Origin of the sequence: Propionivibrio soli, assembly GCF_025770765.1 — a bacterium.
Taxonomy (GTDB): domain Bacteria; phylum Pseudomonadota; class Gammaproteobacteria; order Burkholderiales; family Rhodocyclaceae; genus Propionivibrio; species Propionivibrio soli.
On record NZ_JANZKY010000007.1, the window covers coordinates 1 to 24068 of the forward strand.

Annotated in this window: 24 protein-coding genes; 7 read left to right on the plus strand and 17 right to left on the minus strand. The window is 59.7% G+C overall.

Features of this window, described 5'->3' with window-relative positions:
• Nucleotides 1-420: 420 nt before the first annotated feature.
• The 8 genes from NZ453_RS09270 to NZ453_RS09305 form a co-directional block, all read right to left on the minus strand.
• Nucleotides 421-579, minus strand: a complete 159-nt coding sequence (locus NZ453_RS09270) for a DUF3309 domain-containing protein (protein ID WP_263770265.1) — start codon at nt 577-579, stop codon at nt 421-423.
• A gap of 335 nt (nt 580-914) precedes the next feature.
• Entirely contained in the window at nt 915-1964 is a 1050-nt protein-coding gene (locus tag NZ453_RS09275) for a Bug family tripartite tricarboxylate transporter substrate binding protein (protein WP_263770266.1), read from the minus strand.
• A gap of 554 nt (nt 1965-2518) precedes the next feature.
• Nucleotides 2519-3805, minus strand: coding sequence for a TRAP transporter large permease (locus tag NZ453_RS09280; RefSeq protein WP_263770267.1), 1287 nt, complete (start codon nt 3803-3805; stop codon nt 2519-2521).
• A gap of 1 nt (nt 3806) precedes the next feature.
• Complete coding sequence (locus NZ453_RS09285) at nt 3807-4310, minus strand: TRAP transporter small permease (protein WP_263770268.1); 504 nt, start codon at nt 4308-4310, stop codon at nt 3807-3809.
• Between the two features lie 98 nt (nt 4311-4408).
• On the minus strand, nt 4409-5389 hold the full coding sequence (locus tag NZ453_RS09290; protein WP_263770269.1) for a TRAP transporter substrate-binding protein: 981 nt from the start codon (nt 5387-5389) through the stop codon (nt 4409-4411).
• Nucleotides 5390-5521: 132 nt separating this feature from the next.
• Complete coding sequence (locus NZ453_RS09295; RefSeq protein WP_263770270.1) at nt 5522-6808, minus strand: TRAP transporter large permease; 1287 nt, start codon at nt 6806-6808, stop codon at nt 5522-5524.
• Between the two features lies 1 nt (nt 6809).
• Nucleotides 6810-7304, minus strand: coding sequence for a TRAP transporter small permease (locus tag NZ453_RS09300; RefSeq protein ID WP_263770271.1), 495 nt, complete (start codon nt 7302-7304; stop codon nt 6810-6812).
• Between the two features lie 13 nt (nt 7305-7317).
• Complete coding sequence (locus NZ453_RS09305) at nt 7318-8292, minus strand: C4-dicarboxylate TRAP transporter substrate-binding protein (protein ID WP_263770272.1); 975 nt, start codon at nt 8290-8292, stop codon at nt 7318-7320.
• A gap of 284 nt (nt 8293-8576) precedes the next feature.
• Here NZ453_RS09305 and manD point away from each other — a divergent pair, with 284 nt between their 5' ends.
• The gene (manD, locus tag NZ453_RS09310; protein ID WP_263770273.1) at nt 8577-9782 is read left to right on the plus strand and encodes a D-mannonate dehydratase ManD; all 1206 of its coding nucleotides are present in this window, start codon (nt 8577-8579) and stop codon (nt 9780-9782) included.
• A gap of 652 nt (nt 9783-10434) precedes the next feature.
• On the opposite strand, the gene NZ453_RS09315 is transcribed toward manD, so the two are convergent.
• Nucleotides 10435-11136, minus strand: coding sequence for a FadR/GntR family transcriptional regulator (locus NZ453_RS09315; RefSeq protein ID WP_263770274.1), 702 nt, complete (start codon nt 11134-11136; stop codon nt 10435-10437).
• A gap of 334 nt (nt 11137-11470) precedes the next feature.
• On the opposite strand from NZ453_RS09315, the gene NZ453_RS09320 reads away from it, so the two are divergent.
• The gene (locus NZ453_RS09320) at nt 11471-12511 is read left to right on the plus strand and encodes an L-idonate 5-dehydrogenase (RefSeq protein WP_263770275.1); all 1041 of its coding nucleotides are present in this window, start codon (nt 11471-11473) and stop codon (nt 12509-12511) included.
• Nucleotides 12512-12609: 98 nt separating this feature from the next.
• Here the strand turns inward: NZ453_RS09320 and NZ453_RS09325 are convergent, their stop codons facing one another.
• Nucleotides 12610-13323 carry a GntR family transcriptional regulator gene (locus NZ453_RS09325; protein WP_263770276.1) on the minus strand — a complete coding sequence of 238 codons (714 nt, stop codon included), beginning with the start codon at nt 13321-13323 and terminating at the stop codon, nt 12610-12612.
• A gap of 348 nt (nt 13324-13671) precedes the next feature.
• Between NZ453_RS09325 and NZ453_RS09330 the strand changes: the two genes are divergently transcribed.
• The 5 genes from NZ453_RS09330 (at nt 13672) to nifM (ending at nt 18163) form a co-directional block, all read left to right on the plus strand.
• On the plus strand, nt 13672-15117 hold the full coding sequence (locus NZ453_RS09330) for a mannitol dehydrogenase family protein (RefSeq protein WP_263770277.1): 1446 nt from the start codon (nt 13672-13674) through the stop codon (nt 15115-15117).
• A 217-nt stretch (nt 15118-15334) separates the two neighbouring features.
• Nucleotides 15335-16510: a homocitrate synthase gene (gene nifV / locus NZ453_RS09335; RefSeq protein WP_263770278.1), complete on the plus strand. Its 1176-nt coding sequence runs from the start codon at nt 15335-15337 to the stop codon at nt 16508-16510.
• Nucleotides 16511-16537: 27 nt separating this feature from the next.
• Nucleotides 16538-16852, plus strand: coding sequence for a nitrogenase-stabilizing/protective protein NifW (gene nifW / locus NZ453_RS09340; protein ID WP_263770279.1), 315 nt, complete (start codon nt 16538-16540; stop codon nt 16850-16852).
• Nucleotides 16852-17310: a nitrogen fixation protein NifZ gene (locus NZ453_RS09345; RefSeq protein WP_263770280.1), complete on the plus strand. Its 459-nt coding sequence runs from the start codon at nt 16852-16854 to the stop codon at nt 17308-17310. The genes nifW and NZ453_RS09345 overlap by 1 nt, the downstream gene beginning before the upstream one ends.
• Entirely contained in the window at nt 17303-18163 is an 861-nt protein-coding gene (gene nifM, locus NZ453_RS09350; RefSeq protein ID WP_263770281.1) for a nitrogen fixation protein NifM, read from the plus strand. The genes NZ453_RS09345 and nifM overlap by 8 nt, the downstream gene beginning before the upstream one ends.
• A 156-nt stretch (nt 18164-18319) precedes the next feature.
• On the opposite strand, the gene NZ453_RS09355 is transcribed toward nifM, so the two are convergent.
• From NZ453_RS09355 to rsxA, 7 genes are read right to left on the minus strand one after another with little or no spacing between them, the layout of a single operon-like run.
• Nucleotides 18320-18601 carry an RnfH family protein gene (locus tag NZ453_RS09355; RefSeq protein ID WP_263770282.1) on the minus strand — a complete coding sequence of 94 codons (282 nt, stop codon included), beginning with the start codon at nt 18599-18601 and terminating at the stop codon, nt 18320-18322.
• Nucleotides 18602-18621: 20 nt separating this feature from the next.
• A complete protein-coding gene (locus tag NZ453_RS09360) occupies nt 18622-19311 on the minus strand; it encodes an electron transport complex subunit E (RefSeq protein ID WP_263770283.1) in 690 nt (229 codons plus the stop codon).
• Nucleotides 19308-19949, minus strand: coding sequence for an electron transport complex subunit RsxG (gene rsxG / locus NZ453_RS09365; RefSeq protein ID WP_263770284.1), 642 nt, complete (start codon nt 19947-19949; stop codon nt 19308-19310). Before rsxG ends, NZ453_RS09360 begins: the two co-directional genes overlap by 4 nt.
• A complete protein-coding gene (locus NZ453_RS09370) occupies nt 19946-21043 on the minus strand; it encodes an RnfABCDGE type electron transport complex subunit D (RefSeq protein WP_263770285.1) in 1098 nt (365 codons plus the stop codon). Before NZ453_RS09370 ends, rsxG begins: the two co-directional genes overlap by 4 nt.
• Complete coding sequence (gene rsxC, locus NZ453_RS09375) at nt 21040-22590, minus strand: electron transport complex subunit RsxC (RefSeq protein WP_263770286.1); 1551 nt, start codon at nt 22588-22590, stop codon at nt 21040-21042. Before rsxC ends, NZ453_RS09370 begins: the two co-directional genes overlap by 4 nt.
• A gap of 28 nt (nt 22591-22618) precedes the next feature.
• Entirely contained in the window at nt 22619-23173 is a 555-nt protein-coding gene (locus tag NZ453_RS09380) for an RnfABCDGE type electron transport complex subunit B (protein WP_263770287.1), read from the minus strand.
• A 45-nt stretch (nt 23174-23218) separates the two neighbouring features.
• Nucleotides 23219-23800, minus strand: a complete 582-nt coding sequence (gene rsxA, locus NZ453_RS09385; protein WP_263770288.1) for an electron transport complex subunit RsxA — start codon at nt 23798-23800, stop codon at nt 23219-23221.
• Between the last annotated feature and the right edge of the window lie 268 nt (nt 23801-24068).

The window sequence follows — 24068 nt, forward strand, 5'->3', positions numbered from 1 at the left end:
CCGCGCCCCAGCATTCGAATCACCGTCCGCCGCAGCTGCTCGCGCGCTGCTGGCTCAAGCTTTCTGACATCGATCTTTCCCATGTCAGGAGTATACGACTGTTTTCTATTTTAGGACCGGGTTAATAACGCGAAAAGACTAGTTAGCTGACGAGCCCTCTGTGACATCCAGGGAATGGCGAGAATAGGTTGCGGCGCTCTGTTCGCTCGGCTCGCAGGTGGCCGGCGGCAGGGAAGGGAACAGTCCCGTTGCAGGTGCCATTGAATCTGTATCGCGGATGGCTGAAACGGTGACGCCTTATGCGAAAAGGAAACCGGGGCGGGTGGCTGATTGATGACCTCCCGGCCAAACTTAAGCACGCAGCATGGAGTTGGTCCGGGCTGGGCAGCCGGACCAACTCAAGCGACCTCTAGAGTAGGGCTATATTCGGCCCATCAACAACAGAACAATGACGATGACGAGAACGAGGCCAACGCCCCCGGTCGGGCCGTAGCCCCACGCACGGCTGTGGGGCCAACTCGGGATGACACCAATCAAAACCAGGATCAGAACGATCAGCAGGATGGTTCCTAGAGACATTCCACACCTCCTCAAGTTGGGCCGTTAATCGGTACCGCCGCGTCGGCCACATGCACGAGGTTTGCTCACCTCGCAGGTGCGAGGCAGGCACTAGAGGTTGGCAGGCACGGCGATTTGAACCGAGGCGACGGACACGGGCATCTTTCATACCTGCGCTCGGAGAAGGCGGAGGCAGCCCTGTCTTGCATGGCGAGGATTGACGCGATTCGTCCTTGCTTACAGAGACGGTGGCGCGAGGCTACTAAAGAGAGGAGAAGCGGTGAGGGCCGGGGTGGGGCGGGGAAACCCGCCCCGACATAACCGTTCGGGGCGGGGGCCCGCCGCTCCGCAATGCTTCAGCCAGCAGCGGGCTTAGGCGCGCTTGCCGGGGCCGGTTTTGAACCGGCCGGACGCGGGATGCCAAATTTATCCGGCGATTGTTTTGCTCCGCCCGCATCATGGATGAGCCAAGTCATCTGTGATTGCCACGACTTGATGTAGTCCTTCGCTTCCTTGCCTGTCAGACCCATCAGAGTGAAGCCGTTCATTTCGGCGAAATCCTTGAACGTGGGATCGTCGAACGCCGTCTTGAAAGCGGCAGCCAACTTATCGATGATTGGCTGCGGCGTTCCCTTCTTGACCCAGACGCCATAGAAGAAACCCGGCGTTTTCATGATGTCGGAATAGGCCGGATTCAACTTCGTGATTGCCGGGACGCCCGGCAACGCCGGATTTTCCGAGTCCTTCATGATGGCCAAGGCTCGGAATGCGCCGCTACCAACGTTCTGTGCCGCGGCACCGATCGCCAACCCGCTCACTTCGACCTGACGGTTCAACAACGCGGTAATCAATGGCCCGTCACCCTCGAAGGCCACCGGCTTGAACGTGACACCTTCGATCTTGTTCAGAATCAACGACGTTACATGCGGTTGCCCGCCGATACCGCTGATGCCGATGGTCACTTTTCCCGGGTCTGCCTTCGCGGCGGCGATGAGGTCGGCATAGGTCTTGAACGGCGACGCTTTGGGAACGACGATGACGGTCGCACCCTGGACGAAGAGCATGATCGGCTCGAAGTCGTCATAGCTCAGCGGCGAGATATCGAGCACTTGATACAACGCGGGGTTTTCGGCGTGGTAGAGCAACGTGTAGCCGTCGGCTTTTGCTTCGTTGACGGCCTGCATGGCGACAGACCCGGTGGCCCCTGTTTTGTTGGATAACCTGATGTTTCGCCCGAGCGCCTTCTGCACCGCAGGGGTCAAGCGTCGGGAAACGGCGTCGGTTCCCCCTCCGGCACCCCAAGCAATGATGCCTTCAATGTTCTTTTCCGGATATTTGTCGGTACTGTCGCAACCGCCAAGAGCCAAACCGGCGACGGCCAGGATGGCGGCTATACACGCCTTCATCTTCATTCTCGAACACCCTCCCAATTGATAACGCGGATAAGCGGTTTGCACCATAGCGGAAGAAGGTGCATCCCACCGTCGTTTAATGCAACGCCCCGGCGACAAACGGTTATTTGCGTTCACCGGCGACGCCCAAAAAAGAGTTTTCCGGATGCTGTCTACCCGAAGGTTCTAATTTGTCTTACTAGCCGAAATCCGCTCCGTCTACAGCTTTCCTTTGCTGCAGGACGAGTGCCAAGTCCACGACGCATAGGCATGGCTTCGGTCGTCGCTTTCCCACCAGTTCTAGTTACTTAAACGAATGCCAGTTCAACCTTCAATTGTGGGAGCGTAACAAGAATGGACGGTCTGTCGCAACGCTAACGTCAAATAGCGGGCGCTATCAACATGAAGGCAGCGCTGAAAAACCACGTTTTAGCAGATGGTGGCCAGGCTGTCCTCTCAGACCCGGCGGAGATACAAAGTGTGTTCCGCGTAAGGCGAAGCGGATCAGCGGATTGGTGCGATGGTGGCAAGCGAGTGCCGTAAGGTTCTCCTTCACGGCACTCGCTTGCTTACTTGGCGCCGAACAGCAAGTTAGGCAACCACAAGGATAACTGCGGGATATACGACACGAGGAAGAGCACGATGATGTTCCCGACCAGAAATGGAAAGATCGCCCGAATTACAGGCCATAGAGGCTGCTTCGCGATGTTGGCGCACACGAAAAGGCAGACTCCGACAGGGGGCGTCGTCAAGCCGATCATCAGATTCAGCACGGCGAACGTGGCGAAATGCACCGGGTCTATACCGACTCCAGTCGCCACCGCGAGCAAGGTGGGGAAGAGGATGATCAGCGCCGCAATCGTCTCCATGAACATCCCGACGATCAACAACAAGATATTGATCAGCAGAATGATCAGCGCCTTGTTGCGGGTGATCGAGAGCATCGTTTTCGCAATCGATTGAGGAATCTCTTCCGACGCCATGATCCACCCGAACACGTTTGCGATCCCTACCAGAGCCAGCAGGGCCGCCGACGTAATTGCGCTGTCGACCACGATTTTCGGCACGTCGCGCAATGTGATGCCCCGGTAGATGTAAACGCCGACGACGAAAGCGTATACACAAGCCAAAATGGCCGTTTCTGTTGGCGTGACCAGTCCGCTCAGCATGCCCCCCACAATGAGTGCGGTCAGCATAAGAGCCCAGAACGCACCGAGGAACGCGTTCCAGAGTTCCCGCCATCCTTTCCATGGTTGTCGCGGATATCCATTCTTGACGGCCAGGATGTAGCACACCGCCATCATCCCGAGTCCCAGCAAAATGCCCGGAATGGCACCGGCCATGAACATTCTTCCCACGGAAACCCCGGTAAGCGCACCGACGATGATCATTGGCACGCTGGGAGGGATGATCGGCCCAACGGTAGATGCAGCGGCGGTAATTGCGGCAGCAAAGGCAACGGGATAGCCTTCCTTCCTCATCCCCGGGATCATCACGGCGCCAATCGATGCGGCTTCGGCGACGGCTGTCCCAGATATGCCGGCAAACAGCATCGATCCCGCCACGTTGGTGAGACCCAGACCACCGCGAACCCAACCGACGCCTGCGCTCGCGAAACGGATGATGCGGTCGGTAATGCCGCCTCCATTCATGAGGCTGCCTGCCAAGATGAACCCCGGGATGCAGAGCAGGACGAAAGAATCCACTCCTGCGAAGATCTTCTGCGGGAAAACCACCAGCGGGATGTCGGCGTAAAAATACAGGTAGGCGACCGAGGAAACACCCAGGCAGATAGCAACGGGTACGCCGATGATTAGGCAGATGATGAACGTGCCGAAAAGGATTGAAATTCCCATGTCATGCCTCGCCAACTGAGTGTTGTTTTGGCGCGTCTTCGCTGCCGTCGGTAAGAATTCGGAGGAATTTGATGAATCCGAATATGCCGAGCAGGGCGGCAAAGAACAGCATCGAGGCGTGGATGTACTGCATTTCGATCTGCAGGATGGGTGAGGTCTGCATCGCACCCGAGAGTGTGAATTCCCAAGCCCCGGGAACGAGCACAAAACCTATTAGTGAAACGAGTGCCGCGGAAACCAGCTCGCAGAAGCGGCGGCCGGCTTTGGGCATGACCATTAATGCGAGATCGACGTTGACGAGATCCCCGGTCACGACCGACGCACCGACACCTAAGCCCATGATGTAAAGCAGCGAGACCCGGGAAGCTTCTTCCGTCCAAACTGGAGGTTGCGCCATGAAGGTGCGCGCGAATACTTGCACGACCACGGCAACAATCATGAGCGCAAAGAAAACGAAAACGCCCCCCCGGATGAGTTTTTCGAGTTGCTTAAGAATTCCGACCATTATTTGCCTCTCCATGAACGCACAGACCCCATCCTGCCCCGGTTTACATTGCACGGGAGCGGGAGGGGGCCACTAAAACTGCAGAACTCAGTCGCAGACTAATCGGCGTAGAGTTTCTGGATGGTCGGCTTGACTTCTTCTTTTGCTGCCGCGAGCACGGCTTCCTTGGCTTTCTTCGCGAAACCTGACTGGTCGGTATCGACGAACGTCATTCCCTTCGCTTTCAGTTCGGCCTCGAGATTCTGCTCGTCAGCCAGCATGAGTTGGCGTTCATAAGCTTGCGTACGTTTCGCCGCTTCGGTCACTGCTTTCTGCTGGTCAGCATTGAGTTTGTTGAACGATTTCTGGCTGATAGCCAGATAGATCCATGAGCGAACGTGCGCAGTTCGATTAACGTACTTCTGAACTTCGAAAAAGCTTGCTGACTTGATCAGCGCCAGCGGGTTTTCCTGCGCTTCGATGACGCCGGTCTGCAAGGACGTGAATACTTCACTGAATGCCATCGGAGTCGGTTGGGCACCAACACCACGCCAGAACTGCATGAAGACAGGAACGTTCGGGACGCGCATGCGCAGCCCCTTCACATCGTCAACGGTCTTTATGGGCTTGTTGCTCGTCAAGTAGCGCGGTCCCCTGGCGAAGTAAGCAAGCGGAATGATCTTCGCCTTTTCAATGATCTCTTTCTTGATTTCTTCCCCGAGCGGGCCTGAAACGGCCTTGTCCATTTCGGCGAGGTCTTTGAACGCATAGGGAATGGCCAGAAGCGCTGCCTTCGGCGCCCAGTTTTGCAAAGATTCACCCGTAATCGTCATGTCGGCCGTGCCGAGCTGCATGCCATTGATCAAGTCCATTTCCTTCCCGAGCGAATCATTCGGGAAAACCTTGACCTCGACTTTGCCGTTCGTGAGCGATTTGACTTCCTCCGCGAACTTCAGCGAAGCCTTGTGCCAGACGTTGTCTTCGTTCGCCAGATGGCCGAGCTTCAGCGTTATGTCCGCGGCGTAAAGACCGCTAGAGAATGCGAACGACAGGGTCCCGAGAATGGCCAACCGAGCAATTTTCTTATTGATTCGAAGCATTTCCCTCTCCTCTCATACGGGTTGATAAAACGAAAAGTGATCATGTGCGCATCCCTCGCACATGATCACCGTTTTCTTGATGCCTTGCTGACCTTCAGCAAGCGGCTTCCTCAATACAGTGATGTGCCAACGTTATCCTTTTCCGAACACCATATCGGGCAGGAAGAGTACGCTCGTGGGCCACACGATCATCAACACGACCAAACCGATTACGGCCAGAATCAATGGCAAGGCCTCCTTCGTATACTCATCCATCGGACACTTCAGCATACCGCAGACCGTGAACATCGCGACGCCGACGGGGGGCGTCATGCCGCCGAGGGTCACGCAGGTCATCATGACCAAACCGAAGTGGACAGGATCGATGCCGACGCGGGTAATGATGGGCACCAGTATGGGCGTGAGCAAGAGGACGATGACGGTGCTCTCGAGGAACATGCCAAGCGCGATGATGAAAGCGATTATCAGCAACATCAAAGCGATCCTGTTTTCGGTGATTCCGGCCAGGAAGGCGGCAGCCGATTGAGGAACCCCTTCAAGTGTGATCATGTAGCCGATCATCGACGAGAACATGATGATGAGCATGATCATGCCGGTGTCGGTGACGCTATGCCGCAAGGAGTTCACCAGTTTTTCGATGCTCAATTCCCGGTAGATCGCCATGCCGACGAAGATCGCGTAAGCGACGGCAAATGCGCCTGCCTCAGAGGGGGTGAATATCCCGTAGCGGATACCGACGATAAGCAGGATGGGGAACATCAATGCCCATTTGCATTCCCATACGTTGCGAAGGATCGTTGCGACGGGGGGAAATTCCTTGAGAGTCGGCTCGTACCCGCGCTTGCATGCGACGCGATACGCCATGCCCATCAGGACAACCGTCATCAGTACGCCGGGAACGACGCCGCCGACGAATAGCCGTCCGATCGAGATGTTCCCCATGAAACCGTAGAGGATCAGCCCGATGCTCGGCGGAATCGTGGCCGTGATCAGCGAGCCGACAGAGATGACGGCGCATGCGTATCCTTTCGTGTAACCATCCTTCAGCATGGCCGGGCCCAGGATGCGCGCCTCCATCGCCGCGTCCGCCACCGCAGAACCCGAGACACCACCCATCAATGCGCTGAGCATGATGGCTACTTGGGCAAGGCCTCCTCGCATCCAGCCAGTGAGCACGGTCGACAACTGGATCAACCGAGCCGTGATGCCCGATTCGTTCATCAGGTGACCGGCAAACACGAACAACGGTACGGCAAGTAGTGGAAAGGATTGGGTGACTGTCGTGATTTTTTGAATCGCGATCCCTGTCGGGACCGGACCAAAAATGTAGAACATCACAGCCGATATGCCGATGGCAAAAGCTACCGGCATGCCCATGAACATCAGGAATAAGAAAAGTAAGGTAAGCGTGCCGCTCATGTCAGATCACCGTTCCGTCGTGGCCTTCAAGGGAGAGCGTCTCTTGGCCGGTCAAACCCCGGTAAAGGCGCCGAAGCGTCGTTGCAAGCATCAAGGCGCAGCCTGCCGGAATGGCGGAAGTCACCCAGCTGTAGCTGATGCCAACGTCGCCAAGTTCGCGCTCTTTGTTCATCAGAGTGAGATCGACGCCATACCAAATCAACATGGCGAGAAAGCCGGCGATTGCGAACAACCAGATAATCGCGATGACCCGCCTCGTTTGGGGCGAGAAATGACGTACGAGGATGTCGATCTCGATATGCGCGTTCTTCTTCATCGCCAGATCGGCGCCGAGGACACAAGCCCACACAAAAGAAAGCTGAGCCAAATCGACAGCCCAGATGACGGGTGAGCCGAGTGTTCTCGTTACCGCGCCGACGAGGACGAATGCCGAGGTACAGGCAAAAAACGCCATGGCAAGGCGTTCCTCCTGTTTAATCAAGATGTTCCTTACCATGGCGCATTTTCTCCTAGCGACCCAGAATCGCGTTGACCTGCTTGCGCAAATCCGTGTACCCGAGCTTCTCGTAGACGACGTTAGTCGAGGCTACGAACGGCTTGATGTCGATCTCTTCGATCTTCACGCCTTTTTCAGTCATCAATTTTTCGTAGTTCTTGAGCGAATCGATCGTCGCATTCGAAGCGGTGTCGCCGGCCTTCAGGGCTTCCTCGCGCACGATTTTCTGCAGGTCGGCCGGAAGCTTGTCGAACCATGCCTTCGAACCGACCAGGCCGGTGATCAGCTGGATATGCCCAGTCTTAGTGATGTACTTGATGACCTCGAATAGCCGCTGGCCATAGGTCGCGGGATGCTGAGCTTCAGCTGCGTCGATAGCCTTCATCTGCAGCCCTGAGTAAACCTCTGCCCAAGGCATGGGTGTCGGCGTTGCGCCAAGTCCGCGGACAGTTTCCAGCCACACCGGCGCGCCCGGCGTACGCATGCGTACCCCAGCGAGGTCGGCGGGCTTCGTGACCGGCTTTGTGGTGAGGAGATGACGGTCGCCTTGATACCAGTTGAACGAGAACACCTGGTGACCGGACGCATTGCGCAGTTTTTCCACCCAGCTTTCAAACAGCGGGGAGGTAACTACCTTGCGCATTTCCGCGAAATTGTTGGCGATATAGGGGGCGCCGAGAACGCCGAATTCCTTGACGAATGGAGCGAGACGGCCGCCGTCAACCAGCACCGCTACACCGGCACCGGCTCGGGCTTGTTCGAGCACGTCTTCATCTGCACCAAGTTGCGAGCTTGGGTAGAGCTTGACCTCGATTCGACCACCGGAGCGCTTCTCGACTTCTGCCTTGAACTGGTTCAGTCCCTTGAACATCGGGTCCTCCAGCGTTAGCGCAGAACTGACATTCAGCTTGTATTCGCCGGCGGCATTTGCCCCGCCACAAACCGTGAATCCAACGGCCATTGACATCAGCAACAGCATTTTCTTCATGACTCTCACTCCTGGATATGAATCGGTTTACGTTTTATTGCCGCGCATGCGGCGACCCTGCTCTTGTATGGTAGAACGTTTCTTTTTCATTCGCAAGCGGTAAAGAACGGTTCTATATACGTTCTTCATTGGGGTCGCGATTGTCAGACAGAATGGGACGCGCAAGGTTACAATCTGCATTGCACTGAGCACGTTTGTCTTGCCTTTTATCATGTCGCCTAGTATGGTACGAATGTGGCGGCTACGTTGCGAATCATGCCGGCCGAAACGATAGGAGATATGAGATGAAAATAGTGGGAGCCGACGTCATCGTATGCTGTCCTGGCCGGAACTTCGTGACGTTGAAAATCACGACGGATGACGGTGTGACGGGATTGGGAGACGCGACGCTCAACGGTAGGGAGCTAGCCGTCGCCTCGTACCTGAAGGACCACGTTTGCCCATTGCTGATCGGCCGCGATCCCCGAAAGATCGAAGATACTTGGCAATATCTTTACAAAGGCGCCTATTGGCGGCGCGGGCCAGTCACGATGTCGGCGATTGCGGCCGTCGACATGGCTCTCTGGGATATCAAGGGAAAGCTCGCCAACATGCCTGTTTACGAGTTGCTCGGTGGAGCGTCGCGCGAAGGCGTAATGGTTTATTGCCACGCCACGGGCCGCGACATTCCAGAAGCGCTGGACGCCTTTGCCCGTTATCAGGAGAAAGGTTTCAAGGCGATCCGTGCCCAATGTGGTGTTCCGGGAATGAAGTCCGTTTACGGGGTATCAAAAGGCGGTGCTTACGAGCCGGCGACGAAAGGTTGGCCCGAAGAGCAGGCGTGGTCGACGGAAAAATACCTCGACTTCGTGCCGAAGCTTTTCGCCGCGGTGCGAGAGCGTTTCGGATTTGAGCCGCACCTTCTGCATGACGTCCACCATCGCTTGACGCCGATCGAAGCGGCTCGTCTTGGCAAGTCCGTCGAGGATTATCGCCTCTTCTGGATGGAGGACCCCACACCGGCCGAGAATCAGGAAGCGTTTCGCTTGATCCGGCAGCATACGGTGACGCCGATCGCGGTTGGCGAAGTTTTTAATAGCCTTTGGGACTGCAAGGATCTCATCGAGGAGCAGTTGATCGACTACATCCGCATGACGATTACTCATTCGGGGGGCATCACCCACTTGCGGCGCATCGCGGACTTGGCCGCGATCTACCAAGTGCGTACGGGAAGCCATGGTCCGTCCGATCTGTCGCCCGTGTGCATGGGAGCCGCGCTGCATTTCGACCTGTGGGTTCCCAATTTTGGGGTGCAGGAATACATGGGTTATCACGAGCAGACGATGGAAGTGTTCCAGTGTGCATGGAGCTTTAATGACGGATTCATGCATCCAGGCGACAAGCCCGGTCTGGGCGTGGAAATCGACGAGAAGCTTGCTGCGAGGTACCCATACGAGCCTGCGTACCTTCCGGTCGCTCGGCTGGAGGATGGTACGCTCTGGAATTGGTAGAAGCTTCCGTATTTTGGGCACGGATTGAAGCCGTCTTTTCTAGGCGGCTTCAACCGCGCGGCGCCTCTTCTTGGTGCCGCCCTACAAGCGCCCGTCCCGCGCAATGCTTCGATAGGCTGTGTGCGTGGTCTTCGATTTTCTAGCCCCTTTGCTGCCTCCCGGCGTTATTCGCGTTGCGTGGGGTCGGCATGTATGCGCACATATGTTGCATATTGAATGCGGCAGAGCCGACGAATATGTTATCCCCAGACAACAGCGTTTCTTGAGCAGAGGGCTGCTGTTTTCGGTTCCCCTAGATGAGTAGCAGGTAAGAAAAAGCCGGCGATTTCGCCGGCCAGTGTTGAACTACTGTCGTAAGCACAACGTGCTCAACCGAGGAGAAGGCGCTGCTCGAGGCGAGGGAGGAGAGGATGCTCGCATCGTCAGCTTCTTGTTGAAGTTTGATGTATTACGCGATCTGATTCAGTCTCGGACGGCGATACGCTAATTTCTTCACGCTATTGCGTTCGACTTCTTGTATGGTAGTCGACTTTGGGTTCGTGCGCAAGCGAAAAGCGAGACGCCGGAGCAGGAAGATTCCATAGGGGGCGTCGCGCGAAGGCATCCGCGGCTCCCGCCCGAGCGCGGCTACAATTAATTTCCAGCGAACTCCTCAGGCCTCGAAAGCGGCAACGATGCGCTTTTCCACTCGCTTGATCATCGCCTCGCTGAGACGGCGAGCGGATTTGGCCTGCTTGAGACGGATGGCATCGTAAAGTTCCCGGTGCTGCGCGATGGTTTCCTCGCGTGTAGAAGCATCGGAAACGTACGTGGCATCGAAGACGGCGCGTTGCAGGATGCCGATTGCTTCGCCCAACTGTTCGATGACATAGTTATGAGCGGCGGCGACGAGTGCCTGGTGGAAGCGAACATCTGCAGAGTTGAAGGCCGGCTTGTCGTCGCGATATTTCGCCATGTCGTTGACGGCGGATTCCATCTCCATGAGATCGCACGCGGTGGCGCGTTCCGCTGCCCATTCAGTAATGGCCGGCTCCACGACACTACGTGTTTCGAGAAGCAGGCGAACAAGTTCCGGGTTGTCTGGCCCGGACAACGCCCAGCGCAACACGTCGACGTCCAGATAGTTCCACTTTTCCTTCGGCATGGCTTGCAAACCTGAGTGCTGCTGAACCTTAATCAGCCGCTTGGCGGCCAGCACCTTGACGACTTCGCGCAGAGTCGCACGCGACAATTCGAACGTCTTGCATAGCTCGGTTTCGCTCGGGAGCGGCGAGCCTGGGGCGTAGGTTCCCTCAACAATCTGTTGTCCGAATTCTTCTACTACCCGGCTGAGCTTGGTTATTGAGTTCTTCATATCGCTGTTTAGGAATTAAGGCCGAGAGGCTTCGATGCGGGGCCGCCCTTCGGCGTGGTGATACGCCTCAATTGTCTGACAATATACCAATTAATGTTTGACAAGAAAAATCGCGAGGCGCTAGTATGGTATCGCCTCGCGAGTCGTCGTTGCCATGTCCAGGAAGCGAGATGGTGACCCGCATCGTGGGGTTGTCAGTCCCTGGCTTTGCCTTTACGCGATTGCCGGGCGGCAGAAGGAAACTTTTTCTCTTTCGCACCGATCGCCAGGGGCTGCGCGACACTGGATACGAGGCCAAGGCGGGGTGCCTCCAAAGGTTGATAGGAGTTAGGACATGGAAGCGTTGGCCTGCGTGTTACACGCGGAAAAGGACTTGCGGCTGGAACCGGTTCCGGTTGCCGAAATGCAAGATGACCAAGTGCTCGTACGGGTTGGTGCGGGAGGTATTTGCGGGTCCGACCTGCACTACTACCTGCATGGAGGCTTTGGCGTTGTTCGCGTCAAGCAGCCGATCGTGCTTGGGCACGAAGTGGCGGGGACAGTGGAGTCGGTGGGTGCCAACGTGAAGCGCGTTAAACCGGGAGACCGAATCGCGCTTAACCCGAGTCGGCCTTGCGGCAAGTGCAAATTTTGCCAGGCGGGCGAGCATCAGCATTGCCTGGACATGTGGTTTTACGGCAGCGCCATGCGCATCCCGCACAGCCAAGGCGCCTTCCGCGAACTCATTGTGGTCGAGGAGCACCAATGCGAGCCGGTGGGCGATCAAGTGTCTCTCGGAGAGGCGGCGTGCTGTGAGCCTTTGTCGGTGGCTCTCCATGCCGTTCAGCAGGCCGGGGCGTTGACGGGCAAACGGGTGCTTGTGACGGGTTCCGGTCCAATTGGTGCGCTTGTCGTTGCTGCTGCCCGGTTTGCTGGCGCGCTGGAAGTCGTAGCTACGGACCTGCATGATGCGGCGTTGAAGAAGGCTACCGAAATGGGTGCTACCCGGACGGTTAATGTCTCGGTCGAACCGGGGTTGAAGTCGGAAGAGTTTACGGCCGACAAAGGCTACTTCGATGTCGTCATCGAGTGTACCGGTGCCGCCGTTGTGCTCAAGGACGTTATCCCGGCTCTTCGCCCGCGCGGCACCATCGTGCAGGTAGGCGTGACCGGCGAAGTCCCGATTCCGATCAATGCCATCGTAGGGAAGGAGATACGGCTCGTCGGTGCGTTCCGCTTCCATACCGAGTACGCGCTCGCCGCGCGTCTCATCAAGGAAGGGCGTATCAACGTCAAGCCGATCATTACCGCGACGCTGCCGGTGAATCGGGCGGTGGAGGCATTCGAACTCGCGGCCGATCGGCGCTCGCAAATGAAAGTCCAGCTGACTTTCTGATGACGGCCGCTTGCCGCATCCACTAACAGACGCGCAGAGCCATGAAAAAAGCCCGCAATGGCAAACGTTGCGGGCTTTTTTGCTTTGGCGCGGCGAGACTATTGAGATTCAAATAGATCCGGGAATCGTGCGGCGATATTGGGCAGCGAAACCGTGATTTCGCGCAGATGGCTGCGCATTGCGGCCGCAGCGGCCGTCGGGTCACCGGCTTCGATACCGTCCACGATGCGGCTGTGCTGATCGACGATGAGCATGATCGGCGTCGCGTCGTCGATGCTCAGGTAACGGATCCGATCCATCTGCGCCTTCACGTTTTCAATGACCCGCCATGCGTGTGCGCGCCCAACCGCGAGGGCGATGGTACGGTGGAATTCCTCATCCAACGCCATGAACTCTTCATTCTGGCCATGAGCCGTCGCTTTTTGCTGCTCGATCAGTTCGCGCAACTGCTTGATGGCGGCTGGCGAAACCGATGTTGCCGCCTCTTGTACTACAGCGACTTCGATCGCTTCACGCACGAATCGAGCATCGAGAACGTCGGCCACGGAAATCTTGATGACAAACGTCCCGCGTTGAGGTTGGATGACCACCAGCCGTTCTTCCGCCAGTTTGATGAAGGCTTCGCGCACCGGTTGTCGGCTTGTCGAGTACTGCCGCGCGATTTCGGATTCCGAAAGCGCCTGCCCGGGGTGCAACTCGCCACGGATGACGGCGCTACGCAAATGGCGGTAAAGTTGCGTGCTGATGGAGACCGGCTCGACGTGACGAAACGGTCTGACGGAGGCTTTTTTTGTAGCGGCGGCTTCAGCCATAGGTCCCTCTACTTGCTCTACTTGCTCTACTTGCTCTACTTGCTCTACTTGCTGGTCGTTGGCATTCTACCATACAATTCCGATTAGCTAGAGAGTAAGGCTTTAGTCGAGTGACGAGAGCGTTTTCAAGTAACACCCTTGCCGCCTAGCTCTCATTGCCGCGCCATAAATGGCGCACCATTTCTGCATCGTGATTAGCCTGAAAGCCGCCCTTTGGGTGACTCAAAACGTTCGACGCTTTGATTGTTTCAACGCGAACATCGAAGATAAGGGCCGGGCTGCGTATGTGGGAACAACCGAAAAACATACTCGGAGCCGGTGGGGCTCGGGACAAACGGAGAAAGAAAGATGCGCCTCAGTGAAGAAAACTTGGCAAGACTGAAACCGGGTATTACGCGCTTTGCTTACGACCGGAGCAAGATCGTTCCCGGTATTGTTCATTTGGGCATTGGTGCTTTCCACCGCGCTCACGAGGCCTTATACACGGACGCGGCACTTGCCGCCGGCGATAAGGAGTGGGGAATCATCGGTGCCGGCTTGGTTTCAGCAACGATGAGCGAAGCGTTGACGCCGCAAAATGGCTTGTATGCCATGGCCATCAGCGATCCGGCAGGAGAACGGTATCAGGTTGTTGGTTCTGTCCTCAAGGTACTCAGCGGCGTTGGGAGCAAGGAACCGCTCGTAGCAGCGATGGCCGCAGCGAGCACGCGCATTGTCAGCGTCACGGTGACCGAAAAGGGCTATCACCTGCACTCAGCCACGCGGGAGCTGAACTTCGATTCACCCGCCATCGCGACCGATCTCGCCGATCCCGCGCATCCGCAAACGGTACCGGGGCTGATCGTCGAAGCGCTCAGGCGCCGTCGGGCGGCGGGGTTGGCGCCGTTTACGGTCCTGAGCTGCGACAACCTGCCTGGGAACGGCGAAGTGGTGCGCCGGGCGGTGACCGCTTTCGCATGCAAGGTGGATGCCGATCTCGGCGCCTGGATCGGCGCCAATGTCGCCTTCCCGTCGACGATGGTGGATCGAATCACCCCGGCGACGACCGACCAGGACAAAGCACGTGTTGCAGCAGCGATCGGCCTCGATGATGCGGCTCCCGTGGTGACTGAGCCGTTCAGCCAGTGGGTGATCGAGGATAACTTCCCGCTCGGCCGGCCGCGCTGGGAGCTCGGTGGCGCGATCTTCTCGAACGAAATCGAGGCATGGGAACAGATGAAGTTGCGCTGCCTGAACGGCGCGCATTCGACCCTATCGTACATGGGACAATTGTTGGGCTTGGAAACAGTGGCCGAAGCGATGGGCTCTTCTCGCGTGGCCGAACTCGTGCAGAATCTCTGGAAGGAAATCATCCCGACGCTGAAAGCCCCGTCCGGCTCGGACCCCTATGAATATGTCAAGGCGCTCGATGCGCGTTTCCGCAACCCGGCCATCCGTCACCGCACGGCCCAGATTGCTATGGATGGCTCACAGAAACTCCCTCAGCGACTGTTGGCGCCATTGCGCAAGCGCATCGAGGCCGGGCAAGCGTCTCCGCATATCGAAACAGCCGTTGCGGCGTGGATGCTCTACGTGAGCAAGACGATCCTCCAGGGTGGCGCGTCCGCACTGAAGGATCCGTTGGCCGACGCAATTGCCACCAAAGTTGCTGAAGCGGGGACGGACCCGAAAGCGCTTGTGTCCTCGCTGCTTTCGTTGAGTGCGATCTTCGACACCGACTTGCCGGCCAACGCGACGCTTCGTTCTCACCTTGAGGCCCGAGTGGCCGAATTTGCAGCCGAATTCGGCCTTTGATGGACTGTTTCTGAAGGGGGGTTTTTAAACCGCTTCTTTAGGTAGTTTCAGTTTCGAAGAACTCGATCAGGCCCCGGCGGATGCCTTCTGCCGGGGCCTTTTTGTCGCATTTATGACGACCATGCACCAAATTGTTGCATGGTCGGAGATGGTGTCCTTGAAAAAACAATAGCTTGTGTCTGGCCCCGGAATTGCATTAGGCAATTTAGGAGGCCCCATGACGACACACGCCCCATCCTCGATCGTCATCAACGACACGACCCTGCGCGACGGTGAGCAGTCGGCCGGCGTCGCGTTCAGTCTCGCCGAAAAAATAGATATCGCGCGTCGCCTCGATCAGGCTGGCGTGCCCGAGCTTGAAGTCGGGATTCCCGCAATGGGCGACTTCGAGCGCGAGGGTATTCGCGCCGTTGCGGCACTTGGCTTAACGGCGCGGCTAATGGTGTGGTGCCGCATGAATGAGTTCGATCTCGATGCGTGCCGGGGGCTCGGCGTCGATCTCGTTGACATCTCGGTACCGGCATCCGACCAGCATCTCACCCACAAACTGCACCGCGATCGCAAGTGGCTGCTCGACAACCTGGGCATTCATATCGCGCGGACTCTGGACGATGGCTTTGAAGTCGCGGTTGGTGCCGAGGATGCCTCGCGCGCCGACCCGGATTTCCTTGCGAGGATCGCCGAGACGGCGCAGCGGGCTGGAGCGCGACGCCTTCGCTATGCCGATACGCTCGGCGTTCTTGATCCGTTCTCAGTTGCCGAGCGTATAGGCGATCTGCGCCGGCGTACCGACCTTGAAATCGAAATGCATGCGCATGACGATCTCGGGTTGGCGACAGCGAATACGTTGGCTGCAGTGCGTGCCGGCGCCACGCACGTGAATACGACGGTGAACGGCTTGGGCGAGCGAGCCGGCAACGCGCCGCTCGAAGAAGTGGCTCTCGGGCTGCGCCGCTGCCATGGCGTCGACTGCGGCATCGACCTGCGGAGCCTGCCCCTTCTGTCGGAGAAGGTCGCCGCGGCGTCCGGACGGCCCGTTCCCTGGCAAAAAAGCGTGGTCGGCGAGGGCGCGTTTACACATGAGGCGGGCGTGCATATCGACGGCCTGCTCAAGCACCCTGACAACTATCAGGGCTTCGATCCGCAGCTCGTCGGACGGGAGCACCGTTTCGTGCTCGGCAAGCATTCGGGCCGGGTTGGCGTGCGGGCCGTATATGCGCGCCTCGGCGCGTCAGTGAGCGACGACGAGGCCGAGGCCTTGATGGGGCGCGTGCGCGATTTCGTGCACGAGACGAAGCGCCCGCCGTCGTCCCGTGAACTCCTTTCGTTCATCGCATGCCTCCGTGGCAGGCATGCCCGCGCTTCCCGCAGCGAATCCGTACTTTGCGGGTAACGAGGAAGAGAAGATGAGGAAGAGAAGATGAGTCCCCAACTTGAATCGGAAGTCGCCGAACTCGAATCCGCCGAGGATTTCCTCGAGCATTTTTCGGTGGCCTACGACCCGCACGTCGTCCAGGTCTATCGCCTGCACATCCTGCAGCGCTTTCACGATTACCTGTCGCGATCCGATACGGCGGGCGGCCCGACGCGCGACGACATGCGCGCCAGTCTTGCGCTGGCCTACGACGACTTCGTGCGTTCCGACGCGCGCACCGAGAAGGTGTTTCGTGTCTTCAAGCGAGCGGCTGGAATCACCACGATTCCCGTGGCGAACATCGGCCGCATGAAGCATTGATGGAAACGCGATGGGATTGCGGCGAGACGGTGCGCGTGGTGCGTAATGTGCGCAACGACGGGACGTTCCCCGGGCAGGAGACGGGCGCCTTGCTCGTACGACGGGGAAGCCTGGGAACGATCGTCGACGTGGGGACGTTCTTGCTCGACCAGATCATCTATGCCGTGCATTTCCTCGGCATCGACCGCATCGTCGGTTGCCGCGAGGAAGAGTTGATCGGCGCCGGCGATCCTTGGTTGCCGGCGGTTTTTGAAGCGCGCCAGAAAGTGATGGTCAACCGGATTCTCAGCATCGGCGGTGACGTCTGCGTTCCGGCGGGCGGGCGCGGCGAGATTCTGCGCGTGGTATGCGACGGCGAAGCGCCCGTTTACCACGTGCATTTCGATTGCCTTCCAGGCCGCATGTTTGCGGTACCCGAGAAGGCGCTAGATCCTGTGATGGAGATGTCTTATGCATGAAGTGGCGGCGCAGGGTTCGCGCCCGTACCTGACGTTGAAGCTTTCACAACGGCTTTATAGCAAACCGCCCGACGCGCTCGACGCTGTCGAAAGGCGGCGTGTCGAACGCGTGGCGGCTCGGCAATTCACGATCGAGCAGCGGATTCTGGAGACGAAGGAAGCGGCGCAGGTCATGCTGCCGGCCTCGTCGGTCGAGCAGGCGATGTCCGAGATTCGCCAGCGTTACGCGAACGAGGACGAGTTCCTGGCCGACCTCGAGAAAACCGGTCTCGATCTCGATGGGCTGCAGGCCGCCGTGGAAAGCGACCTTCGCTTCGAGGCTGTGCTCGACCGCATCGGCAATGCCGCGGAAACCGTCAGCACGACGGACATCGAGATCTTCTACCTGATCCACCGCGATCGTTTTCGGCGTCCCGAGAATCGCACCTTGCGCCATATCCTGGTGACGATCAACGACGACGTGCAGGGTAGTGGCCGCCGTGCCGCGCGCTCCAAGATCGACGCCATCCGTAAGCGCCTGCTCAAGGTTCCGGAGCGATTCGCGGAGCAGGCCTTGAAGCACTCCGAATGTCCGACGGCGACGAATGGCGGTCTTCTGGGCACGGTTGTTCGCGGTCAGCTCTACCCGGAACTAGAGCGCGCAGGGTTCGCGTTGCCGCTCGGCGAACTCTCGCGTGTCGTCGAATCCCCGCTCGGTTTCCACCTGATCCATTGTGTGGCCATCGAAGAGGAGTCCGAACTGCCGCTTTCCGCCGTACGCGAGAAGATCGCGGAGCATCTCGGCGAGTCCCGCCGCCGCGCCGCGCAGAAGCGCTGGATCGCCAGTCTACTGGCTGAGCCGGAGGAAGCGTAAGGCACCAGCATAAGCCGCGTGTTCGCAGGCTGATTGGCGACGCGGGGTGGCTCGGTTCGGGTTGGCGGGCGTGGCATGCCGTAGGCATTGAATGCTTCTTGTGGTTCGTGGGGCGAGGTCGACGACGCGCACGGCCTCATCGCAACGCGCGCCGAGTCAATCGTCGTCTGCGGTACCGAAGCCGTCTCGCCGCGGGACGGTCTGTGGGTCGCAGATGATCGGCCGGTAGATTTCGACGCGGTCGCCGGCGCGCAGAGGCGTTTCCGGCTTCACCACCTTGCCGAAGACGCCGATCCTCTGCGCCGAGAGATCGATGCCCGGGAACATCTGGAGAATTCCCGACTGGCCGATCGCTTCCGCTGCCGTCGTTTCGTCGGGAACCTCGATCGTCAGCCAGACCTGCTGGCCGTGTTCGGCATAGGCGATGCCCACTTGCATACGTGCTCCTTATGACCTTCTCAGTGGCAGCCCGCGGCGGCTTGTTCGCCGTCGGGATTCGTGGCGATCCCGGCTGCGGCCGCGTATCGCCTCTCAAGCACCTGTTTGGCGGCCAGCAGAAAACCGAGCACCAGGAATCCCGCAGGCGGCAGCACCATCATCAGTACGCCGCCGTACTCGCCCGGTACCCGCGTTTCAAGAAATGCGAAACGCGGACCAAGCAGCAGGCTTGCCTGCGAGAACAGCGTGCCCATGCCGATGAATTCGCGGATCAGACCGATCAGCGTCAGCGAGCCGGTGAAGCCCATCCCCATGCACAAGCCGTCGAATGCTGAGGCAAGTACCGTGGAACGCGAAGCGAATGCCTCCGCGCGTCCGAGCACGGCGCAATTGACGACGATCAACGCGATGAACAGTCCGAGGACGCGATAGAGGTCGTGCATCCAGGCATTGAGGCTCATGTCGACGATGGTGACCAGCGTGGCGATCAGCACGATGTACACCGGGATGCGCACGTGCGGAGATACGAGTTCGCGCACTGCCGCCACAATCGCGTTCGAGCCGACCAGGACCACCGTCGTCGCCAGGCCCATGCCGAGACCGTTGGTGCCGCTCGTCGTCACCGCCATGGTCGGGCACATGCCGAGCATTTGTGAGAAGACGACGTTCTGGTCCCAGAGTCCGTTACGCATCGTCGTTCGATAGCTCATACGCCGCTCCCTTGTCGTTTGCCGTCGGAGACGATTTCGTCGCGGTGGCTGGCGTAGAACGCGAGCCCTTCCTTCACCGCCTTGACGACGGCGCGTGGAGTGATCGTTGCTCCGGCGAACTGGTCGAACACACCGCCGTCCTTCTTCACGGCCCACTTCTCTGCGGGCGGGGAGGACAACGATTTGCCTTCAAATCCGCGAATCCAGCCGGTTTTCGTCGCCTCGATCTTGTCCCCGAGTCCCGGCGTTTCCTGGTGTTTGATGACACGCGCGCCGAGTATCGTTCCCTGCGTGTCGACGCCGATCAGAACGACGATGTGGCCCGCGTAGCCGCGGGCCGACGTCCGGAATACGGCACCGTTCACGCTGCCTGCCTTGCGCGTGCGATAGACAATGACATCCTGTCCGGCTGCATCGGGGATCGTTACCGCGTCCTTCAGCAGGCTGTTGTCGGCGTAGCCCGCCGGCAGCACTTCTTCCAGGCTCGTTTGCAGATCGCGCTCCTCGGCCGCCTGGATGCCGGGCTTCGTCAACTGGTTGGCGAATGTCAGCGCGGCGCTGGTGACCAGGGCCGCGAAACCCAGCGACAGGGGCTGGTAGGCGAATCGAGTGCGCCATTCGGCCAGCGGCAGCGTCATGACTTCACCCTCTGCGTTGCCGGGTCGAGCGGGGCGCCGCGCCGATCCCGGCCGAGGATGCGCGGACGTACGTAACGGTCGATCACGGGCGTCGCCGCGTTCATCAACAGTACCGCGAAAGCGACACCTTCGGGATAACCGCCCCAGGTACGAATGACGTAGGTGAGCAATCCGCACCCGAGGCCGTAGATCAACTGACCGAGGTCGGTATTCGGCGAGGTGACGTAGTCGGTAGCGATGTAAAACGCACCGAGTACCGCGCCGCCCGAAAGCAGGTGGGAGGCGGGGTCGAGGTAGCGGCCGGGATCGGCGGCATGGGCAACGGCGGCGGGTACCGCGAGCCCGATCAGCATGGCAAGCGAAATGTGCCACGTGATGAGGCGTCGTGCGAGCAGGATGAATCCGCCGGCGGCGATCAGCAGCGTCGCCGTTTCGCCGAGGCTGCCCGCACGCGCACCGGCCAGCGAACTCGTCGGGGCGCCGGTGCCGGCCAGCGCGTGCATGAGATCGACACCGCGCGACAGTTCGGTCTTGGCGAAGCCGAGCAGCGATGCGCTGGATACGGCATCGAGCTTCGGGATACCGTTCAGAACGACGAGGAGGCCGTCGTGAAATCCGGGGGCGGTGGGGGCCGTGATGGGGAGCGGCGTAACCCATACCGTCATCTGAACAGGAAAGGAAACGAGCAGAAAAACGCGGGCCACCATGGCAGGATTGAAGAGGTTGCAACCGAGGCCGCCGAACACCTGCTTGCCGACGATCGTAGAGAAGAGCCCTCCGACGGCGCCGATCCACCAAGGCGCCCAAGGCGGCAATGAGAGGGCGAGCAGCCAGCCGGTGAGGAGCGCCGAACCGTCGCCGACGGTTCTGGCCACCGGCCGTCCCGCGAGACGGACGCAGACGGCTTCGCCGAGTACGGCGGACCCCACGGTGATCAGCCAGACGAAGATTGCCGGCCAGCCGTAGAGCCAGAAGGCGAACAGCGTTGCCGGCACCAGCGTCGCAGCAACGGTAAGCATGATCCGCGGCACGGCGTCCGCCGTCTTGGCATGCGGCGAGGACGCTGGAGTCGAGGCGAGGGGGAGGTCGTTCATGAGGAAGTCTCGACAAGGGCCGCGGTGTTTTTTTCGGCGTGCTGAGTGGTCGGGACGGCCGGCGAAGCCCGGGCGGCCTCCGCCGCCTTGGCCGCATTGCGCTCGGCTTTTCGCCGCGCTGCGGCCGCCGACTTTTCAAGGGCTTCGCGTTCCAGACGCCCGGCTCGTTCGGCAGCCAGTCGCTTGGCCGCGTCGTTGCGCAGGCGAGTCCGTTCCTGGGTGGACAACTCGCCCTTGGCGTGATTGAAGTACTGAACGAGCGGGAGATGCGCCGGGCAGATGTAAGCGCAGCAGCCGCAGCCGATGCAATCGGAGAGACCGAAAGCCTCGGCACCCGGCAGATCCCCGGCTCGGATGCGGGCGGCCATCTCGAGCGGCAGGAGTCCCGCCGGGCAGGCGCGGGTGCAGTTGCCGCAGCGGATGCAGGCACCGGGTTCACTCTCGGCAATTTCTTCGGCATTGAGCGCGAGTATTCCGGCAGTGCCTTTGACGATCGGGACGCTGGCGTGCGGCAATACCGTTCCCATCATCGGGCCGCCCATCACCAACCGTTCCGGCTCGCTCTTCACGCCGGCGAAGGCGAGCAGATCGGACACCAGCGTGCCGACCGGGACCATCACGTTGCCCGGCTGCCAGATGGCGCCACCGTTGATCGTCACAATGCGGCGTATCAAAGGTTCGCCGAGCCGGACGGCGCGGTGCACGGCGTTGGCTGTGCTCACGTTATTGACGATCACGCCGACGTCGGCGGCTCGACAATCCGACGGTACTTCCTTACCGGTGAGCGTCTGGATCAACTGCCGGTCCGAGCCCATCGGGTAGCGAGCCGGTACGGGACAGATTCGGATCGCGGCGAACGGCGCCGCTGCCTTGCGCATCGCCACAATCGCCTCCGGCTTGTTGGCTTCGATGCCGACCAGCGCTTCACGCGCGCCGATGGCGTGCATCATGAGGCGTACGCCGTCGACCACGGCCGGTGCCGCGTCACGCATCACGCGATCGTCGCAAGACAGATAGGGCTCGCATTCGCCGCCATTCACGATCAGGGTCGCGACGCCGGAACGCTGTCCGAGTGCCAGTTTGACGGCCGACGGGAAGGTCGCCCCGCCCAGTCCGACGATGCCGGCCGCAGCGATCAACCGTGTGATTTCCGCCGGCGGCAAAGCGAAGGGATCCGCGGGAACCGCCGATTCGGCGCTCGCGTCGATTCCGTCCGGCTCGAGGCCGATGGCGGCGAAAGCAAGTCCCGAAGGATGCGGCGCGGTTATGTCGCCGATCATGAACACCGTGCCCGATGTCGACGCGTGAACGGGCGCCGAAATACGACCCTGCGGTTCGGCGATCAATTGCCCCTTCAGCACCCGCTGTCCGACGAGAACGACCGATCGTGCCGGTTGGCCGACGTGTTGCTGCAGCGGGATGTACAAGCGCTTCGGCATGGGAAGGAGGCGCAGCGGCGCATCGGCGGCCGGCCGCTTGCGGTCGTCCGGATGCACACCCCAGCGGGGTTCGGACAGCGTGTGCAGGAATCTCTCGATGAATCCCATGTTGAGTCCCGTAGTTCGTCCCGCGTACCTAATTGGCCAGTGCCGGTGCCGGATACGCCGGCACGTCAGGCTTCGGCCATACCCAATGGGAGACGGTGGCCGGAAGTGGTTGCAATGTAGCCGCCTCCGTCGGACAGCGTTCGATACAGGCCCCGCAACCCGTGCATGCCTCCCGGATGACGGCGTGGATCTGTTTGGCGGCGCCGATCACGGCGTCGGTCGGACACACTTTGATGCAGCGGCAACAGCCGATGCAGATGTCCTCGGCGATGGAGGCAATCCGCGGTTCCTGATCCGCGACGGTGGAGAGATCGAGCGGGATGCCGAGCTTCGCCGCGAGCGCGGAGGCGAGTGCCTTGCCCCCGGGCGGACAGCTGGTCACCGGCGCCGTGCCCTCGGCGATGAGGCGTGCCGCCTCGGCACAGCCTGCCTGTCCGCATTGCCCGCAATTCGATCCAGGCATCATGGCGACGAGGGCGTCGACGAGCGAATCGGATTCCACCGCAAAGCGGCGGGCGGCGATGCCGAGACCGAAGCCGAGCGCGGCCCCGAGCAGCGCCAAGCTAGCGACGGCCGCGAACATGACGACCTCGAAGCGGGAGTGCGGTGGTAGGCGGCGCAGCGCGGTTCATTTGAAGTTCAGCCCGGAGAATCCCATGAATGCCAGAGACATTTGGCTGGCGAGGATGAAGGCGATCGGCGCGCCGGAAAAAGCGTGCGGAACCCGCACAAGCGCCAGGCGTTCGCGTAGGCCGGCGAAGACCAGCATGGCGAGCGTAAAACCGAGCGCCGAGCCGAAGTCGTAGACGATCGCTGTTACAAACCCGTGCCCTTCCTGCATGTTGATCAACGGCAGTCCGAGGACGGAGCAGTTGGTGGCGATCAGCGGCAGATAGATGCCGAGCATCTGGTAGAGATCGGGGGCGATCTTGCGCATCGCGGCCTCGGTGAATTGCACGACGGCGGCAATGACGAGGATGAAGGTGAGAAGGCGCAGGTAGCTCAGACCGAGCGGAACAAGCAGCCAGTGTTCGAGAATCCAGCTCAGCGACGCGGCGAGAACGATGACGAAGCTCGTCGCGAGGCCCATGCCGATGGCACCGTCGATGCGTTTCGATACGCCCATGAACGGGCACAGGCCAAGGAATCTGACCATCACGACGTTGTTGACCAGCGCGGTCGAAACAAGAAGTACGAGATATTCGCTCATAGCGCGTTTCCGCCTTTCGTCTGTCCCCTAACACGATCCATGCCAAACGCCAGAGTTCGGGCCCCGAAAACGGGCGGGTCCTTTCTGGCGCGCACTGTTCCGGGGTGTCGCCGAGGTGAGGGGCGACGGACCGTACGTGTCGGCATACCGTAATCCGATGTCGCAACTCCTACACTTTGAGGGGAAAACGACATCGGCGACGAAACGCCGACGTCATGATCGGCCGGATTCCATCGGCTGGCATGGAACCTGCGTCGAGTTCCGTAAA